The organism is Peptidiphaga sp., from assembly GCF_057238965.1.
This window is the reverse complement of sequence record NZ_DBHHEV010000001.1, coordinates 83,850-100,585: the sequence shown is the minus strand read 5'-3', so window position 1 is coordinate 100,585 and position 16,736 is coordinate 83,850. Positions and strand designations below refer to the sequence as shown.

Below are 16,736 nucleotides of genomic sequence, written 5' to 3'. Positions count from 1 at the left end.
GCCGGGCGCCGGGCGCGGAGCCTCGCAGGCCCGCCGCTCCGGTTTCCGAGTCTGCTCGCCTTTCCGAGCCTGCCCGCCTTTCCGATCTCCAAGCTTGTCCACAACGATTTCGCAGCCGCGAATGTGTACAGTTTTCGATGGGCAGGTGCGCTCACTCCTGCCTTTGACTACTCTTGGCTGAGTACGCGTACCCGGAAGGACGACCATGGCTGATTCTGACAAGCTCGATTCCGACGAGCTGGGCGAAGTCGACGATCTCGACACGGCGAAAGAGGCTGAGACGACGGAAGGCTCGGACGTCGTGAACGACGCCGCCGAAGAACGAGGGGCCGACGAGGGCGGGATCGGCGCCGCTGAGGCGGACCCCGCCGAGGCAGACGGCGCTTCCGCAAAAGGCGACGAGGAGGACGTCAAGGCCGCCGCGAAAGATTCCGGCAAGGGCGAAGGGCCCGAGGAAGCCCCGGCAAAGGGCAAAAAAGGCAAGAAACGCGCATCGAAGAAGGACGCGGCGAAAGGCTCGTCTAAGAAGGACGGCTCATCTGAGGGGGAAACCACGGACGAGGCCTCGAAGACGTCTCGCAAACAGAAGGAATCCTCCGCCGAATCCTCGAAGAAAGGCTCGAAGAAGAGCTCCGGAAACCCCGAAAAGGGAACGAAGCGCTCTATAGAGAAGAAGGCCGCGGAAAAGAGGGCCTCGTCGAAGGAGCGCAAGCCGACCAGAGTCAAGGGGCTTCAATCGCCGAAGTGGTGGGCGCCCCTGCTTGTCACCCTCATGATCGTCGGCCTCGTCATCGTCGTCTCCGCCTACATTTTCGGCGGCAACTTCCCGATCAAGGGCCTGGGCAACGGCAACCTGTTCATCGGCTTCGGCTTCATGCTCACCGGATTCCTTATGACGATGGGGTGGAAGTGACGGCCTCCGGGTCGGCGCCCTTGCGGCCCGGCTTATACGGGCGCTGCGGCCTCGCATAGTCAAAGGTTTGATCGGGAAGGCGTCGCTGCCGGAGAAGACATCTTCAGGAATAGCCCCATACGGCGACGACGACGGCCAGCGTCTCGCTGAGCGCTGCGAAGACGACGGCGTCGACGATCCGCCTCTTCTCCGGCGAAAGGACGCGCGCCCGCGAAAAGGCGTACATGGTCGCCGCGCCCGCGACGAATCCGCCCGCATGGGACTGCCACGAGATCCCCGAGTCGGGGCTCAGGGAGATGACGGCGTTGAGCGCAATGAAGACCACCAAACCCGTCAGGTCCGCCCCGGACACCCGGGCGACGACGAGCTGGGCGCCCAGCAGGCCGAAGACCGCGCCCGACGCGCCGACCGTGGCGGTTAACCACGAGTTTCCCAAAGGGTCGGACGTGAGGATGACTGCGGCATTCCCGGCGACGGCCGAGAGAAGGTAGATCCCCAGGTACCTGGCGTGCCCGATGGCGGGCTCGAGAACGGATCCGAACACCCACAGCACGTACATGTTGAGCAGCAGGTGCCAAAAACTGACATGCACGAACGCCGAAGCGAGGAAACGATAAGGCTCCTGCTCCGCGAGCTTCGGCACGAACATGAGATAGGAGCCGATCGACCCCTCGACTCGGGTGACGAGGTCGACTCCTACGCAGGCCGCGATGAGCGCCATTGTCACGGCCGCTCTGGGCCAATGGCCGCTGAAGACGGTCAGCCTTCTGCGAGCGCCGCCCGCGGAGCCTCCGCCCGAGCCGCGCGCTTCGCCGGCGCTGGGAACATCCACGGAATTCCGCGGCTCCTCGGGGGTCGGCAAGTCGCCTGACGGCGAAAAGCCGGGGTCGTCTCGTTCGGAGGCAGATGCACTCATCGCGGCCTGCGGAATGTCATTCGGCGACGTCGACGGATTCGATGACGACGTCCTCGGCGGGCTTGTCGCGCATGTCGGTGGACACCTTCGCGATCTCGTCGACGACGGCCTTCGACGCGTCGTCGACCACCTTGCCGAAAACCGTGTGCTTGCCGTAAAGCCAGGTCGTCGGGGCCACGGTGATGAAGAACTGCGAGCCGTTGGTCCCCGGCCCGGCGTTCGCCATGGCGAGCACATAAGGGTCGTTGAAGTTCAACTCGGGGTGGATCTCGTCCTCAAACTGGTAGCCGGGGCCCCCGGTTCCGCGGCCCAGGGGATCGCCCCCCTGGATCATGAAGCCGTCGATCACGCGGTGGAAGATCGTGCCGTTGTAGAGCGGCTCGGTGGTCTTCTCTCCCGTAGCGGGGTTGGTCCACTCGCGCTTGCCCGTCGCCAACTCGACGAAGTTTGCGACTGTTTTGGGTGCGTGGTTAGGATACAGCTCCACGACGATGTCGCCGTGATTGGTGTGAAGTGTTGCTTCCATGCGTACATCTTCCCACAGCGCCGCGGCGGGAAGGGCAGCAGGGCGATTCACGGCAAACTAATGCGCTGCGGGCGAAAACAAGTGGGCAGAGACCGGCCAGAAAGCGCGTTCGGGCTGACATTTCGCCGAAAACCCGGCAAAATGGGAGAGTACAGTCATTTTCCGGTCGACGCCGGACAACCGAAGGAGGTTCACAGTGTTCTGCTGCCGTTCCAAGAAGAAGAAGGCTAAGAAGAAGGCCGCCGCCCAGGCTCAGGACCTCGTGGCCCAGGCCGGAGCCGCCGCGAGCCAGGCCGCCGAGAAGATCCGTCCGGTCGCCGCCCACTTGGCATCGCAAGCCCAAGAACTCGCCCACCAGGGCAAGGAGTGGGTCGCCCCCAAGGCCGCCCAAGCGGCCCATCTCGCAGCGGAGGCAAAGGAGAAGGCGGTCACCGACTACATTCCCAAGGCCAAGCGCGTCGCCCGCGCAGCCGTCGACGCCGCCCGCACGACCGAGGGCGATCTCAAGACCAAGGCCCAGGCCGTCCAAGCGTCCGCGGCAGCGGCCCTCGCCGACCCCAAGCCCAAGAAAAAGCGCCGGTTCCTCAAGGTGACGGGGACTCTGGCCATCCTCGGGGGCGCAGCAGGCGCAGCTTTCCTCCTGTGGAAGCGAAGCCAGCCCGTCGAGGACCCCTGGGCCGAGTCGTACTGGGAGGACGTCGAGGTTCCCACCGAGGCTTCCGACGAAGCCGAATCCGGCAAGCACAAGGCCTGAACGCAGACGCCCAGGGTTTGGGGCAGTTGAGGCAGCGCCCGGGGTTTGACGCAACGCCCAGGGTTTGGGGCAGTTGAGGCAGCGCCCGGGGTTTGACGCAACGTTCAGCCCCGATGCACAAGCCCGAGGTCGCAAGCCGAGAACCCGACGAACCTTTCCGCCGCGGGCTCCGCGGCTGCGCATCGAGAATTCGAGGAACGATGACGAACGACGCCGCAGCATACCAACTGTTTGAGACGCCTGAAGGAGTCCGCGGGCGATACGTGCGCGTGCCCCTCTCCGAGCTCGGGGAGGGGGACGCCCTCGTCCGGGTGACGCATTCCTCCGTCAATTACAAAGACGGACTAGCCGCGACGGGCCGAGCCCCCATCGCGCGATCGCTCCCGATGGTCGGGGGCTGCTGCGCCGTCGGCGTCGTCGTCGAACCCGGAGAATCCGGCCTCGGCGTCGGAGCTCCCGTCTCGATCGTGGGCACCACCCTTTCCGAACAGCACAGCGGCGGATACTGCGAGTATCTGCGGGTTCCCTCCGCCTGGCTCACCCCCGTGCCGTCGCGGTTTTCGCTCCTTGAGGCGGCGGCCATCGGAACGGCCGGCGTCACGGCCGCAATGGCGGTGCTCAAGCTCGAGGACGCCGGCCTCGCCCCCGGCGCCGGGCCTGTTGCGGTGACCGGGGCCAGCGGCGGCGCCGGTTCGATTGCAACAGCCCTGCTGGCCGCCCGCGGCTACGAGGTCACGGCCTTCACCGGCCGGCGGGACGCCGAAGACTACCTTGTTTCGCTCGGCGCCGCGCGCGTCGAGCCGCGGCCAGACACGTCTGGCAAGCGGCCGCTCGAAAAGGGCTTGTGGGCGGGGGCCATCGACGCCGTCGGCGGCGACACCCTCGCCTGGCTCACGCGAACGGCGGCGCCGGGAGCGTCGATCGCGGCCTTCGGCAACGCCGGCGGAAACGCTTTGAATGCCACCGTGCTCCCCTTTATTCTCCGAGGGGTCAACCTGCTCGGGGTCACTGTCACCTTCCCCTCGGACGACGTGCGGAAGCGCACGTGGCAGATTCTGACCGACTCCCTCACGGCCGACGCTCTTCGCGCGATCACCTCGGAGATCGCCTTCGACGAGCTCGAATCGTCGCTTTTCCAGATCGTCGAGGAAGGGGTTCGCGGCCGCGTCGTCGTTCGGATTTCTGAGGAGGACGCGCCCCAGTCACCGTGACAGGCCTCAATCGCCGTGACGGACCCCAATCACCGTCGTATGGCCGAGAGGCTGGTTTCCTCGATTGAAAGGACTGGTTGTTTTCGGGGGTTTCGCGCTGCGCTGCTCCTTCGACGCGCCGGTCCTCTCGCACCGCCTCAAGCTCGCGGCTGGCGTTCTCCCCACGCAATGGGATCCACGCGTCGGCCCGTGAAGAAAGGTGTGTCCTCGCGCACATAGAGGCGCGCCTCCGTGTAACGCTGCGCGTGGAGAACGCCTTCGAGGCGATCGAGCCTGTCCGCCTCGAAGCCCAGGATCCACTCGTAATCGCTCAACCCGAACGTCGCCAATGTCGAACCTTTGACGTCCGGGTACTGGCTGAAGCCGTTGCGCCCGTGTTCGGCCATGATGCGCGAACGCTCCTCTGCCTTGAGAAGGTACCAATCGTAAGATCGGACGAACGGGTAGACCATCAGCCAATCGCGCGGCGCCACGCCACTGAGGCATGCGGGCACGTGGCGACGGTTGAATTCCGCAGGAGTGTGAAGCCCCATACACGTCCAAACGGGCTCTAAAAAGCGGCCGAGGGCACTGGCGCGCAGCCTGTGATAGGCGTCTTGGAGACGCTCGGGGTCGTCGTCGATCCACCACACCATCAAATCGGCGTCGGCGCGAAAGCCCGCCGTGTCATACCAACCGCGCGTTGTGACGGCTGCGCCGTCGACGCACTCCGCGCTCTCGGCTATGAGCAGGCGTCGCGCGTCGGCGTCGGCGGGCAGTGGATCGGCCAAACGGAATACCGCGTACAACGCGTAGTGGAAAGCGTTGTTGATTGCGTCGAGGTCCACGTTCTGCGCGTCACGAGGATCGGGCACGCGCTGCATATGCTCATCCATAAGGATCTCCTTCGGGTTGGCGTGGGCGATTCGCAGTTTCTTCTGTTTCCGCCAGTCTATGCCTTTTCGCAGCCTAGAAGCCTTTCGCACCGTGGGCTGCCTGCGCGCCGCCTGGGCAAGCCCTAGTTGCTCGGCTTGGACGCCTTTCGCCCATAGGCTGCCTGCACCCGCAGCCCGCGTCTTGCGCCCTTCGGGATCTCACCGTTCGAGGCGGGGCCCGACTCGTGCCGCATCGGATTCGTCTCGCCGACGAACGCCGGGCCTCCCCGAGCGGCAACACTGCTCCGGACAAACGGTGTGGAACGGTCCGGCGCCCGTCAAGGTGACGGGCTGGACGTCTTCGCCCCGCGCTTGGGCGGCTCGCTCCTCGAGCACGTCGACGAGGCTCGCGATGAAATCCCCGTCCGTGGAAACGGTCGCGGCCCGCTCGTAGGGCAAGCCGACCTTGGCCGCGGTTTCCCGCGCTTCGACGTCAAGGTCGTAGACCACTTCCATGTGGTCGTAGATGAAACCGATGGGGGCGACGACAACCCCGCTCACCGAGGGCCTGCCGGTCGTCCCCTTGCGCGCAGGCCCCCCGTGCGTCGGCCCCCCGCCTGCCTTCCGCTCCAATTCTCGCCTTTCGCCGCCCGCGTCCTCGTCTGCCAGCTTCTCGAGAAGATCGTTGACGTCCGGTTCGAGCCACCGCGACGATGCCGGCCCGGAACGCGAACAGAACGCCAAATCCCATTCGATCCGGCTCAGCCCGAGGCTGCCGCGCACGAGAGGAAGCAACGCCCGTATCAACGCCCGGTGTTGGGCGACGTAACTGATCTCCGTCGAAAGATCGGGGGCGATCGACGATCGCTCCGCCTCGGTGGGCGCCGAGCCTTCTTCCATTGCGACCGGTATCGAGTGCGTGACCAAGACGAGGCGAACGTTTTCCACATCAATCCCATTGTCCGCGAGCTTCCGATAGGCCGCAGCGATCGCTTTCGCCTGCGCGCCGACCATTCCCGGCGTGTTGTAAAACGGACGGACTTTGTCGACGATCAACGAGGCGCCTTCGGCGTTGTCCGCACTTGACTCCGCGCCTAGCGCCGCGTGCCCGTAGCGCCCTTCGAAAGAGGCCAAAGCACTGTCAAGGTCCTCTCGATACTGGCGGCAACCGGAGTACGAAGCGTAAGCAGAGGTCGGCAGAACGAGGATGCGACGGGCACCGGCGTCGGCCAATTCCGCCAAACCTTCGTCGACGAACGGATGCCAGTTCCGATTTCCCCAACCGACGGAGATTTCGTGCCCGCGGCGGCGCAGCTCCCCGCGGAGGTCGGCAAGGAGCCTGCGGTTCCATGCGTTGATCGGCGAAACCCCCTGGAATCTCTCGTAGTGCCGGCCGACGGCGAGGAGCCTTTCATCGGGAATTCCGGTGCCTCGCGTCGCATTGCGCAAGAAGGGAAGAACGTCTTCGGGCCCGTTCGGTCCGCCGTAGGACAGCAGCAGCACGGCGTCGTAGGGGGTCAAACCTCGCATTTGTCGCCTTTCACTCAAGGAATCGGGAAAGCCGGAAACGGAAGGGCAAACGTCTGCAGCCGTCTGCGCGCATCCGCGAATTCGCCGCTGAAAGGGCTCCTGGATTCACTGGAACGGTTCAAGCTCACACTCGATGCTACACACAGGCGCTTGCTCAGGCGAGGGAAAGACGCGCACGCAAAGGGTTCGAAATGCCGGAAAGCGGCAAGCAGAATGTCGCATTGCTTGCATAGTTGATAGCACTACTGCTACATTTTGAAGTATCACTACAGTAAGGAGGGCGAGATGAAAGCCGATGCAGTCGTCAACGTCGTCAATCTGACGAAGAAGTACGGGGACGTCACAGTTCTCGACGGTCTGAACTTGCGCGTCGAGCGGGGGCAGACGGTTGCCTTGCTCGGGCCCAACGGCGCCGGAAAAACGACGACCGTCGAGATCATCAGAGGCCTGGTTCCTCGAAATGCGGGCTCCGTCGAAGTCTTCGGCGAAAATCCGACCAATAACTCCAATCCGCTTTGGCAGGCCAGGATAGGCATGACGCTCCAAGCTCAACGGGACCACGCGAAATGGCGCGTCATGGAGTTCCTAAACTGGATACGCGCCTCATACGAGGGAATCCGCGACTGCCGCGACGTCTCGGAGCTGATCGATTCTTTCGACCTGGGCAAGCATGCGTACAAGACGATCTCGACTCTCTCCGGGGGGCTGCGCAGGCGCCTCGACCTCGCTGCCGCACTCGTCATCAGTCCGGACCTCCTCATTCTCGACGAACCCACGTCCGGGCTCGATCCGACGGCAAAAAGAGCGGTTCACGACATCGTCGCCGACGAGGTCGACGCCGGAATGGCGCTGCTTCTGACAACCCACGACCTGTCGGAGGCCGACCGCCTCGCCGATGCGATTCTCATCCTCAACGAGGGACGAATCGCTGCGGAGGGGTCGCCCGAGTCTTTGCGGCTCCGTGTCGAGACGCAGGCCGAAGTCATGTGGACTTCGAATGGAAGCCGTTACGTGCACGCCACGCCGGAGCCAGAGCCATTTCTGCGAGAGCTGATGCAGGATCCGTCCGTGAGCGACCTCGAAGTTCGCAGGACGTCCCTCGAGGACGCCTACCTGGGCCTCGTCGAGGGGGCCCAGAACTCCGCCTTGACCAGAATGTCGGAGCCGACGCCCGAACCGCCGACCACAAGAAACTCGCCGAAGGAGGGCGACCAATGATCCACTCAATGCGAACTGCAGCCCGAGCGGGCTGTCTGCAGGCCCGCGCCGAACTGCGCATAGCTTTTCTTACGCGGAATTCTATCGGTCTACTATGCTTGGGCCCATTGTTCCTCCTGTTTTTGGCTTTCAACGAATGGAACGGTTTGGATTCAGAGCTGGTCCCAAACAGCGCTTTCGCCCTTGTGAGCGCGCTAGGATCGATCGGCCTGCTCGGTGCCGCTGAAATCATGGGCGAGATGTTCCGCGAACACAATGACGGCTCCTTTTTGCGTATGCGCATTTTGCCGCGCGGAACGGAATCGTGGATGTTCGGGAAGGTTCTGTCTTTTTCCGTCGTAAACGGATTCATTCTAGTAGTCGTTATGTCTGTGGGACTGCTCCTTTTCCCCGATCTGCGGCCGGCTTCCCTCACCGACTTCCTCGTCCTGGCGGCCAGCCTCGTTCTTTCCCTCGTCGTCCTCTTCCCCATCGGAGTGGCATTGGGATCGCTCGTGCACTCCACCCTGAGTTTTTTCGTCTGCTTGACCCTCCTATGCATGCTCTTCTTCGGCGCAGGCACTGTGTCTCCCATCAGCGTCTTTCCGAAGCCCCTCCAGTGGGTCACGGCCTCGACTCCGATCTACTGGGGCGCACACGCCGCCCGCAGTGCCGTGCTCCCACCCGAACTCGGATCGGTGGAGATATCCGGATCGTTCCAACCCCTGATCGCCTTCGCGGTCCTAACCGCATGGGCCGTGGCCGGATACATCGCCGCACCCCGCATTCTCCGACGCAGCATACGCCGCGAGACAATGGGATCGGTCGCGGCAGCACGGGAGAAGATCGTTTCGAGGGGTTACGCGTGAGCAGGACGAAACAACAAAGGAACCCGGATCCAAGCGGGAAAGAGGGCGGTGCGCCCGGTAAGGACGACGCTGTGGGCGCCAACGACGGCGGCACGCGCAGCAAGGACAAGAGCGCACGCACCAAAGACGACGCCGCGCGCAGTAGGGACGAACGCGTGCACAATCGCCTGGCGGTGCTGCGGGCAGCTCGCGGGGTAACGCGCCGCAAGCTTGCCGAGGAGCTCGGAATCCACTATCAGACGATGGGCTATCTCGAGCGCGGCGAGTACGCGCCCTCCCTGCATCTGGCCTTGAGGATCGCCCGATGGTTCGGCGTCCCGGTGGAATCGGTCTTCAGCCTCGACGAGTTCCCGCCGTTGATCTGAGGGAGCGTAGCCCGATTCGTCATGCGCGTGGACTGCCCGTCCGCCGCAAATGGCCTAAGCCTTAGATGCGCACCGCCCGAACGCCCAGCGTAGGGCAAGGTTCCGCCTTGTAGCCGTTTTCCAAGTTTCACGTGCAACACTGATACCCATGACGACCATCGCCGCTTCCTGGCTGGACTGGACCGAGCCTCGCTTGTCCACGAACGGACGAAGTATCGCCGTTTTGCTCATTGGGGCCGGCATTCTTGCGCTCACGCTCGCGGTCCCGGCCGTCAAGCGCGGAGGGCGCACGCTGGTAACCGTGGTCCACGAGGCCGGGCACGCCGTCGTCGGCATTGCCTGCGGACGGCGCTTCCAGGGCTTCGTCGTCCAACGCGACATGTCCGGGCATGCCGTCACAAAGGGCAAACCGACGGGCCCAGGCCGCATTCTCACCACATGGGCGGGTTATCCGGCCCCGGCGCTCCTTGGCGCTTTTCTCGTCGTCGGCGCTCTGAGCGGGTGGTCCAAGGCGATCGTCATCGTCACAATCGTGGCGCTCATCGGCCTGCTTGTCATGTCGCGATCCGTCCGAACGGTGCTGGTCATCCTCGGATCGGCGCTCGTCTTCGCCGCCCTGTGGCAGCTCGGGGACCGCATACAGGTCGGCGCGCTGGCCCAGGCGGGAGTTGTAGCGGGCATCGGTCTCGTACTCCTCATCGGCGCCTGGACCTCGCTGCAGGACGTCGCTCGCACGCGCGACCGCGAGCAGGACCACTTCACGCTGGCCGCGCTCACGCGCATGCCGTCTTGGATGTGGATCCTCACATGGTTCCTAGTCGACCTCGCCGCCAGCGCGTGGGCGGTCCACGTGGCGTTCGACGCCGTGACATGATTCCAACGCCGCAGAGTCCCACCGCCACGGAATCCCGACATCGGAGAAGCAGCGGCATTTGAGGCCGACACTTGGGAGCGCCGGCACAGAGATTGGCTTCGCGCCGTCCCCTTCCGACAACGAAATACCGACGCGGCGGGCGCGCCGTTTGCACGGCGCAACATCGACTGGCGGACCTCTGCCCTGGTTCGCCGTCGACACGCGTCCGCTCCGCAGAGTATCCTCACAGTTGTTGTAAACCATTGATACGCCAAGGAAGTCTATGAAAGTGAAACCGCGCGGATCGTATGGGATCGATGCCGCCTACGTGCCGATCCTGTGGTTCATACCCGGAGTCATGTTCGCGTCCGCGACGCTCGGGGCGCTTGGCGGCAGCGCGTGGCAGCCAATCGTCTATGGGTTGCTGGCGATCGAGTTCCTTGGGGGGACGGCAATCTACCTGCACACCACACTTCGAGGAAAGTTTGCGGTTTGGCGCAAGATTCTAAGCGAAACCGACGACGCCGCCGTCGAGCGGATCCTCGACATGGGCTGTGGTCGCGGAGCAGTGATCGTCATGGCGGCTCAGCGCTTCCCCAAGGCGAAGCTGACGGGTGTGGACCTGTGGCGCAAATCCGACCAGTCCGGCAACGGAGAAAAGGCGGCCACTGCCAACGCGAAAGCCAACGGAGTCGATTCGCGCATCGATTTCGTCACGGGCGACATGACCGAGCTTCCTTTCGAGGACGGCTCCTTCGATCTCGTCACCGCGAGCATGTCCATTCACAATATCCCGAAAGCCGAAGGCCGCGCCCGGGCGATCCGGGAAGCGGTTCGCGTGCTCAAACCGGGCGGAAGGATCGTCATCGCGGATCTTAAAGCGATGAACGAGTATGCCGACGAGCTGTCGAAGCTCGGTCTGAAGGTCGAGGGGCCGAAGAGCCTCGGCTGGCAGGTCTGGTGGAGCGGACCCTGGGTGTCCAGCAAGATGCTGCGAGCCGCGGCCGAGTAGCCGCGAGAACGCATCCTCTGACGCTTGCCGGTCCCCTGGCTTACCCTTGGCCGCTCGCCGGCCTTCTGGCGCTTTGCCGCCCTTTGACAGTCCGCCGGCCTTCTGGCGCTTTGCCTACTTTCGACGGTTTGCCCGCCTTTTGCCGTTTGCTCTTTGACGATTGGGGGTCGGTGCGACTGCATCGCACCGACTCCCAAGTCGCTTGCGCGTTGCGGCAGTTATCCGGCGCCGCTGCGCTCGCCGTTGTCACCCATGCAGTGCAAGGGTGTCGGGCGCCTTGTCCGCGAACACTCCGGAGAGGTACCGGGGAGCGCGCGCCACCTGCGACGAGTGCCCTCCCGCACCCTTCTGATCGAGGATTTGGAACGTTCCGTCGGAGACCAAGCCGATGGTGTCGGCCTTCTGACCCGAGACCCAGCGCCCGGCCAACGCGACCTCCTTGCCGTCGCCTGCGGTGAACTCGCTCGTCGCTTTGCCGCCCGCCAGCCGATCGATGAAGTAGAAGACGGCTCCGCGCCTGACTGCGAGGGTGTCCTTGCCGTCCCCGTTCCAGTCGCCGACGACCGGGGTGTCGCCGTCGCGCCCGAACATGAACGTCGCTTCGGCATTGCCGCCTTCAAGCCCTGTGTTGAGGTAGAAGGTGTGCCCGCGGCGCACCGAGATCGTCTGGCTCCCGTCGCCGTCCCAGTCGCCCACCAAAGGCGTGTCGCCTGCACGGCCGTAGGAGAAGACGACGTCGGCCTTCCCTCCCCGAATCGAATTGACCAAATAGTAGGTGTTGCCGCGCTTGACTCCCGGGGTGGCGATTCCGTCGCCGTCCCAGTCGCCCACCAAAGGCGTGTCGCCTGCGCGGCCGAAGAGCACTTCTTTGCCGCCGATGACGAACGCATTCTTGGCCGACGGCGCACCGGGCTGGGCGGTCGGCGACGCCGTGGCAGTCGGGCTGGACGTAGAAGTCGGGCTTGCCGTGGGCGAAGCGGTCGGAGAGGCCGTCGGTCCGTCAGAAGCGCTCGGCGACGGAGTCGGTGACGACGTTGCGGTCGGTGACGACGTGGGCGAAGCGGTAGGGCTGATCGAGGGAGAAGCGCTCGGCGAGGCCGTCGGCGTCGGGCTCGGCGCCGGATCGTTGCTTGCAGTGACGTCCTTCTGAACTGTCAACTCAGTGTGGTCGCGGACCTCGACCTTGACCTTCTGACCCGAGGCGGGGATGTCATACGTCAAAGTCGCCTGGTAGCCGTCGCCCACGGATTTCGCTTCAACCCAGTCCGAGGCCTTCGTCGAACCGGAACCGACGGTGAGGATCCGCGCCTGGTGGGAACCTTCGGCCACGCCGCCGCGGACGTTGACCGTAACGGTGACCTTCCCCTGAGAGGTTCGGGACTGTGTGGTCACGCTCATCGGCGCGTACCGTTTGAGCTGCTTGTTCGGATCCATGCCGACGCCCAGCATCTTCTCCCGCGCCAGCTTCCACGCGGACGAACCGGGGTCGGCAGCCACGTAGAACACTGCCGCAGCCCTTCGCGCCTCGTTCCCCCACGTGCCGTTGCCTAGCTCGAGATTCTTCAAGGTGCTGGGCAGGACGAGGACCTTCGGCAAGCGGCCGTCCGTGTACCGAATGTCCGTCATTCCCTCGCCAAAGTATGCCGACACGGTTTCATTCGAGTTCCCATAGGTCTGATCGTACTTTCCGTTCTTGCCTCCGCGCACGATGATCCGCTCGGGAGTCCTTCCGGTGAAGGCTCTGTCAATTGACGTGATTTGAGTGCCGAAATCGACCTTGTGAAGGGAATCAACTCTGTTGAAGCCGCCAACGACCTCCAAACTGTCGGGGAAATCAACGTTGCTCAGATTTGTCGCGTCCTCGAAAGAACGGCTTCCCAAAGTCTTGAGGCCCTCTGGCAGGTGGAGTGAGCGCATAGACGTAACGCCGAAGAATGCAGAGTCTCCGATCGCCACGGTGCCGTCCTTGACTCGAACGTCTGAGCCCACGGAGCCCCCGGCACACGCAACGAGGTGCAAGCCGTTCTCGCGCTTGGCGTAGAGCATCTTGCGCGAATCGTCGCTAAAGACGGGGTTGCCTTCTGCCACCTCTATCGAGCGAAGTTTCGGTGTGTCTGCGAGAGCCATTTCCTCTATAGTCGCCAGCCCGGAACCCAAGCGGATCTCGAGAAGGCTCTGGTTGGCACAGAAGGCGCGCTCGCCAATCGTCACCAGAGAGTCCGGCGTTTTCACCTTTTCCAATCCTGAATAGAAGAAGGCAAAGGCGCCGATCTCCTTGAGCCTGTTTAGCTCGGGATGCAAGTCGACGGTCTTAAGCGCCGAATCGTTCGAAAAGGCGGACGCGCCGATCTTGACGGCGCCTCCGACATCGGCGCTTTCCAAATTGGTGCATTCCGAAAAGGCGTTCTCTCCGATGCTCTCGACGCTAGAGGGAAGCTCCAGCCGCTTGAGCGCCGAATGGCTGAAAGCGAAGTCGCCGATGGTTCGAACGCTGCTTGGGAAATCGATCTCCTTGAAATCGGAGCCCGAGAACGCACTGTTGGCGATCTCTCTCACGCCGGCCGGCACTCTGTATTTTTTCACCGTGTCGTTGTCGAAAGTGCGGCCTAGGGGAATCGCGATGAGCTTGGTGCCTTCCCCGTTGAACAGCACATTGGCGATTATCTTGTAGTTTGGGTTTTCCTGGGAAACGGTGATCGTCTTAAGAGATTTGGTTCCGAAGAACGAACCGTCAAGCTGATCGGGCCCTACGCCCTTGCCAATGTGAAGGGTCACGAGTTTTCTCATGGCCCTCATCGCGCCTTTGGCTTCGACGACCGAATCGGGAATCGTCAGATCGGTGATGTCTGTGCCTGCGAAAGCCCCATCTCCAATGGACTTCAAATCCTTGTTGAAGGTCACTTTGGTCAAGTGCGAGCGGTCGAATGCGTCGTCGCCGATCGACTCCATTCCCGCGGGGAAAGTCACTTCCGTCATCGGCGAGTACCAGAAAGCATACCGGCCGATAGCCTTGAGTTTCGAAGGAAAACCCGTCGATACCCGTCCGTCCGCCCCAACGACCTTGAGAGCCTTGAGTTTGCCTGCTCTGCCGAACGCCCTGTATCCGATCTTCTCAACGTTGTCCGAGATGACGACGTCGCTGAGGAGGTTCGCGCGGAAGAAGGCCTCGTCGGAAATTTCCGTCACTCCTGCGGGCAGCGAAATCTTCTGAATCCCGCTCTTGCTGAAAACCTCCCGTCCGAGGGACGTCACCGAACGCGGGAGGGCCGTCTCCTTGAAGGCTCCCGTTCTGTAAAAGGCGAGCTCGCCGATCTTGGCCAGTTGGCTCGGTTTGGCGTCGGTGTCTTCGAATTCGACCGTCGTCAGTGAGCTGCAGCCGAAGAAGGCTCCCTTTTCGATCTCGACGACGGTGGCGGGGACCTTCGCCTTCACGACGCCGGTTTGCTTGAAGGCGTACTCGCCGATGACTTTGACGGAGTCGGGGATCGTCACGTCCGTGGCCGAACCCTTGTATCGCACGAGCTTCCCGTTGCCGTCGATGTCGAAATCCCCGGTCGGCGTAGAAGGCGTGTCAGCGGGCGTCGCGTCTGCGCTCGGGGCGTCCGCCGGAGTCGCGCCGGGGGATCCCGGAGAGGCTTTGTTTTCGGTGTTGTTCGAAGGCTCTTGCGAGGGGCCCTCGGATTCTTCCGGCGTCGGGGATTTTGACTGCGGCGAAGCGCCGTCGGGATCGTCCGGGTTGTTGTGGCCGTTCGGGTCGTCGGTTCTGTCTGCAGGGAAATGAGAGCCTAGAACGGTCGCAGCCGTCGAGGCGTCGGCGCCCTGTGTGGCCGCAGTCGCCGTTGGGGCCAACGCAGATGCGACCACGGCGAAAGCGGCGAAAGCCGCAGTGTAAGAGAATCTCTTAAAAGAGGTGGACATGATTCCCTCCATATAGTGACAATGAAGGCGTGCAAATGAGCGCGCATGGGGAGTGTGGTGGCGTCTCCGCCACGTTTGTGAGGCAATTTAAACTCTAGTCCGAGCCACTGCCGTGTCTGTCAGTACACGCGGCGAGGTGAAAAGCGCGGTTCTGCGCGAGACATTGCGTCTCGCACCTCGCCTGGGCGGCCGTCGCCGCGAGGAACTCGGAATTCTGTTTCAGTTACACATTTTCCTCCACATTAGAGGCAGGCGGTGAAGCGTTTAAGGGTGAGCGACGCGGCATCCCTGCCGCTTTAGAACGCTTTGATCCTATACCGTTTCGACGTTCGCGTCGATGGATTTCAATACCCATCCTTTCAGTTGAAAATGGAATGCCGAACTGATCGGCATTCGTTCATTGATGGAGCGGCTTATGCTCTGAATCCCTTCCGCACACCTCTTCGATTTCCGAGGCGAAGGGCTTCGATCGACGCGGCAAGAGCAAACAAAGGCGGTCGCGGCTCGATCGTTTCAATCTGGCTCGATCGTTTCAATCCGGCTCGATCGTTTCAATCCTGGTAGTTTGGACGGGTGGAAGCCACCGACCTGACCTTTAGACCTCTGTTGTCTTCGGATCGCGAGCTCATGCGAGCGGCGACGCTCGCGAACATGAACTGGACCGGCTCGCGCAGATTCACCTACGCCGACATCGATTCGACGCCGGAGTTCAGCCACTACTTCCGATTCGACGAGGAGTCGGGCGACTTCGGACTGGCCGCCGAATCAAACGGACGGCTCGTCGGCCTGGCGTGGCTGACGTTCTTCGATGCAACGGATCCGGGCTTCGGGTACATAGCGGACGGTGTTCCAGAATTGAGCATTTCCGTGTGGGACGGCTACCGACGCCGCGGCGCCGGCCGTTTGCTTCTGCGCGCGCTCCTCGGCGAGGCACGGAATCGCCGCATTGAGCGGGTGTCTCTTAGCGTCGAAGAGGGAAACGGCGCCGTCGACCTCTACAGGCAGTGCGGCTTCGCGCCCGTAGAAGGCAACCCCTACAACGCCTACATCGTTGATCTCGAGTCTGTCGCTTGATCGCCTGCCTCTCGCTCAATCTTCTGCCTCTCGCTCAACCTCCGCCTCCCGCCATTTCCTTGGGCGGCCGATTCGACGTAGGCTGATGGGCATGGAACTCGTATGCAACGTCGCATTGTGGCCGTCGAAGGTGGAATGTTCATTCAAAATGTCACGAGAGGAGATCTTGGCCGTAGGGCGCAACATTGCCTGCGTCATCGGGGGAGTCGCGTTGATCAAAGCGATCAAGGCGATTGACGTCCGCCGTCGTCGATGACGGAGCCTTTGAACGTACAGCTAAACCTCAAACGCAAACATCCCCAGTCCGAGGGAGGTCGGACTGGGGATGAGTGGAGCTAACGGGACTCGAACCCGTAACCCCCTGCTTGCAAAGCAGGTGCGCTACCAATTGCGCCATAGCCCCGAGCCGGCAGCAGTTACAAGAACATGCTTCCCGGACTATTCGACGGGATCGGAAACCTCGTACCAGACTGCCCGATCCTGAAGCTTCTTTTGAATGCCGACCCATCCGATGTATCCGATAACGAATGCGAGGGCCGTGACTGCGATCTTCTTCATGATTCATTCCCTCCGTGTTCTTGCGTGGGCCTAGCTGGACTCGAACCAGCGACCTCTTCCTTATCAGGGAAGCGCTCTAACCGACTGAGCTATAGGCCCTCGCACTTCTGGGTGCCGATCTAGATTACCCCAGTGTTTCGCTGATTTCCAAACCTAAATCAAGGGATGTGTGCGGTGCCTCAGTAA

14 protein-coding genes and 2 tRNA genes are annotated in these 16,736 nt (G+C 62.8%); 9 read left to right on the top strand and 7 right to left on the bottom strand.

What is annotated here, in order from left to right; genetic code table 11:
- Positions 1–205: 205 nt before the first annotated feature.
- Positions 206–913 (top strand): cell division protein CrgA, encoded by a 708-nt coding sequence (locus ACO48X_RS00380; protein ID WP_484999455.1) that lies wholly within the window; start codon positions 206–208, stop codon positions 911–913.
- Between the two features lie 103 nt (positions 914–1,016).
- On the opposite strand, the gene ACO48X_RS00375 is transcribed toward ACO48X_RS00380, so the two are convergent.
- Together ACO48X_RS00375 and ACO48X_RS00370 are read right to left on the bottom strand one after the other, a co-directional pair.
- Positions 1,017–1,745 carry a rhomboid family intramembrane serine protease gene (locus ACO48X_RS00375; RefSeq protein WP_484999453.1) on the bottom strand — a complete coding sequence of 243 codons (729 nt, stop codon included), beginning with the start codon at positions 1,743–1,745 and terminating at the stop codon, positions 1,017–1,019.
- 100 nt (positions 1,746–1,845) lie between these two features.
- The gene (locus tag ACO48X_RS00370) at positions 1,846–2,355 is read right to left on the bottom strand and encodes a peptidylprolyl isomerase (RefSeq protein ID WP_009198059.1); all 510 of its coding nucleotides are present in this window, start codon (positions 2,353–2,355) and stop codon (positions 1,846–1,848) included.
- A 196-nt stretch (positions 2,356–2,551) separates the two neighbouring features.
- On the opposite strand from ACO48X_RS00370, the gene ACO48X_RS00365 reads away from it, so the two are divergent.
- Together ACO48X_RS00365 and ACO48X_RS00360 are read left to right on the top strand one after the other, a co-directional pair.
- Positions 2,552–3,109 (top strand): hypothetical protein, encoded by a 558-nt coding sequence (locus tag ACO48X_RS00365; RefSeq protein ID WP_484999451.1) that lies wholly within the window; start codon positions 2,552–2,554, stop codon positions 3,107–3,109.
- 200 nt (positions 3,110–3,309) lie between these two features.
- Positions 3,310–4,320: a YhdH/YhfP family quinone oxidoreductase gene (locus ACO48X_RS00360; protein ID WP_484999449.1), complete on the top strand. Its 1,011-nt coding sequence runs from the start codon at positions 3,310–3,312 to the stop codon at positions 4,318–4,320.
- A 137-nt stretch (positions 4,321–4,457) separates the two neighbouring features.
- Here the strand turns inward: ACO48X_RS00360 and hemQ are convergent, their stop codons facing one another.
- Together hemQ and ACO48X_RS00350 are read right to left on the bottom strand one after the other, a co-directional pair.
- The gene (hemQ, locus tag ACO48X_RS00355) at positions 4,458–5,195 is read right to left on the bottom strand and encodes a hydrogen peroxide-dependent heme synthase (protein WP_484999447.1); all 738 of its coding nucleotides are present in this window, start codon (positions 5,193–5,195) and stop codon (positions 4,458–4,460) included.
- Positions 5,196–5,393: 198 nt separating this feature from the next.
- Entirely contained in the window at positions 5,394–6,704 is a 1,311-nt protein-coding gene (locus ACO48X_RS00350; protein ID WP_484999445.1) for a ferrochelatase, read from the bottom strand.
- Between the two features lie 285 nt (positions 6,705–6,989).
- On the opposite strand from ACO48X_RS00350, the gene ACO48X_RS00345 reads away from it, so the two are divergent.
- The 5 genes from ACO48X_RS00345 to ACO48X_RS00325 all read left to right on the top strand — a co-directional run bounded on the left by ACO48X_RS00345 (position 6,990) and on the right by ACO48X_RS00325 (position 11,000).
- On the top strand, positions 6,990–7,922 hold the full coding sequence (locus ACO48X_RS00345; protein WP_484999444.1) for an ABC transporter ATP-binding protein: 933 nt from the start codon (positions 6,990–6,992) through the stop codon (positions 7,920–7,922).
- 146 nt (positions 7,923–8,068) lie between these two features.
- Positions 8,069–8,770, top strand: a complete 702-nt coding sequence (locus tag ACO48X_RS00340) for an ABC transporter permease (RefSeq protein WP_484999442.1) — start codon at positions 8,069–8,071, stop codon at positions 8,768–8,770.
- Between the two features lie 155 nt (positions 8,771–8,925).
- Positions 8,926–9,135, top strand: coding sequence for a helix-turn-helix transcriptional regulator (locus ACO48X_RS00335; protein WP_040323003.1), 210 nt, complete (start codon positions 8,926–8,928; stop codon positions 9,133–9,135).
- Positions 9,136–9,283: 148 nt separating this feature from the next.
- Entirely contained in the window at positions 9,284–10,009 is a 726-nt protein-coding gene (locus ACO48X_RS00330; protein WP_484999440.1) for a M50 family metallopeptidase, read from the top strand.
- Positions 10,010–10,271: 262 nt separating this feature from the next.
- Positions 10,272–11,000, top strand: coding sequence for a class I SAM-dependent methyltransferase (locus ACO48X_RS00325; protein ID WP_484999438.1), 729 nt, complete (start codon positions 10,272–10,274; stop codon positions 10,998–11,000).
- Between the two features lie 246 nt (positions 11,001–11,246).
- On the opposite strand, the gene ACO48X_RS00320 is transcribed toward ACO48X_RS00325, so the two are convergent.
- Entirely contained in the window at positions 11,247–14,918 is a 3,672-nt protein-coding gene (locus ACO48X_RS00320; protein WP_484999436.1) for a leucine-rich repeat protein, read from the bottom strand.
- Between the two features lie 573 nt (positions 14,919–15,491).
- Here ACO48X_RS00320 and ACO48X_RS00315 point away from each other — a divergent pair.
- Entirely contained in the window at positions 15,492–15,992 is a 501-nt protein-coding gene (locus ACO48X_RS00315) for a GNAT family N-acetyltransferase (protein WP_484999434.1), read from the top strand.
- A 330-nt stretch (positions 15,993–16,322) separates the two neighbouring features.
- Here ACO48X_RS00315 and ACO48X_RS00310 read toward each other — a convergent pair.
- Together ACO48X_RS00310 and ACO48X_RS00305 are read right to left on the bottom strand one after the other, a co-directional pair.
- Positions 16,323–16,395: transfer RNA gene (locus ACO48X_RS00310), tRNA-Ala, on the bottom strand.
- Between the two features lie 180 nt (positions 16,396–16,575).
- A tRNA-Ile gene (locus ACO48X_RS00305) sits at positions 16,576–16,649 on the bottom strand.
- Positions 16,650–16,736: the final 87 nt, after the last annotated feature.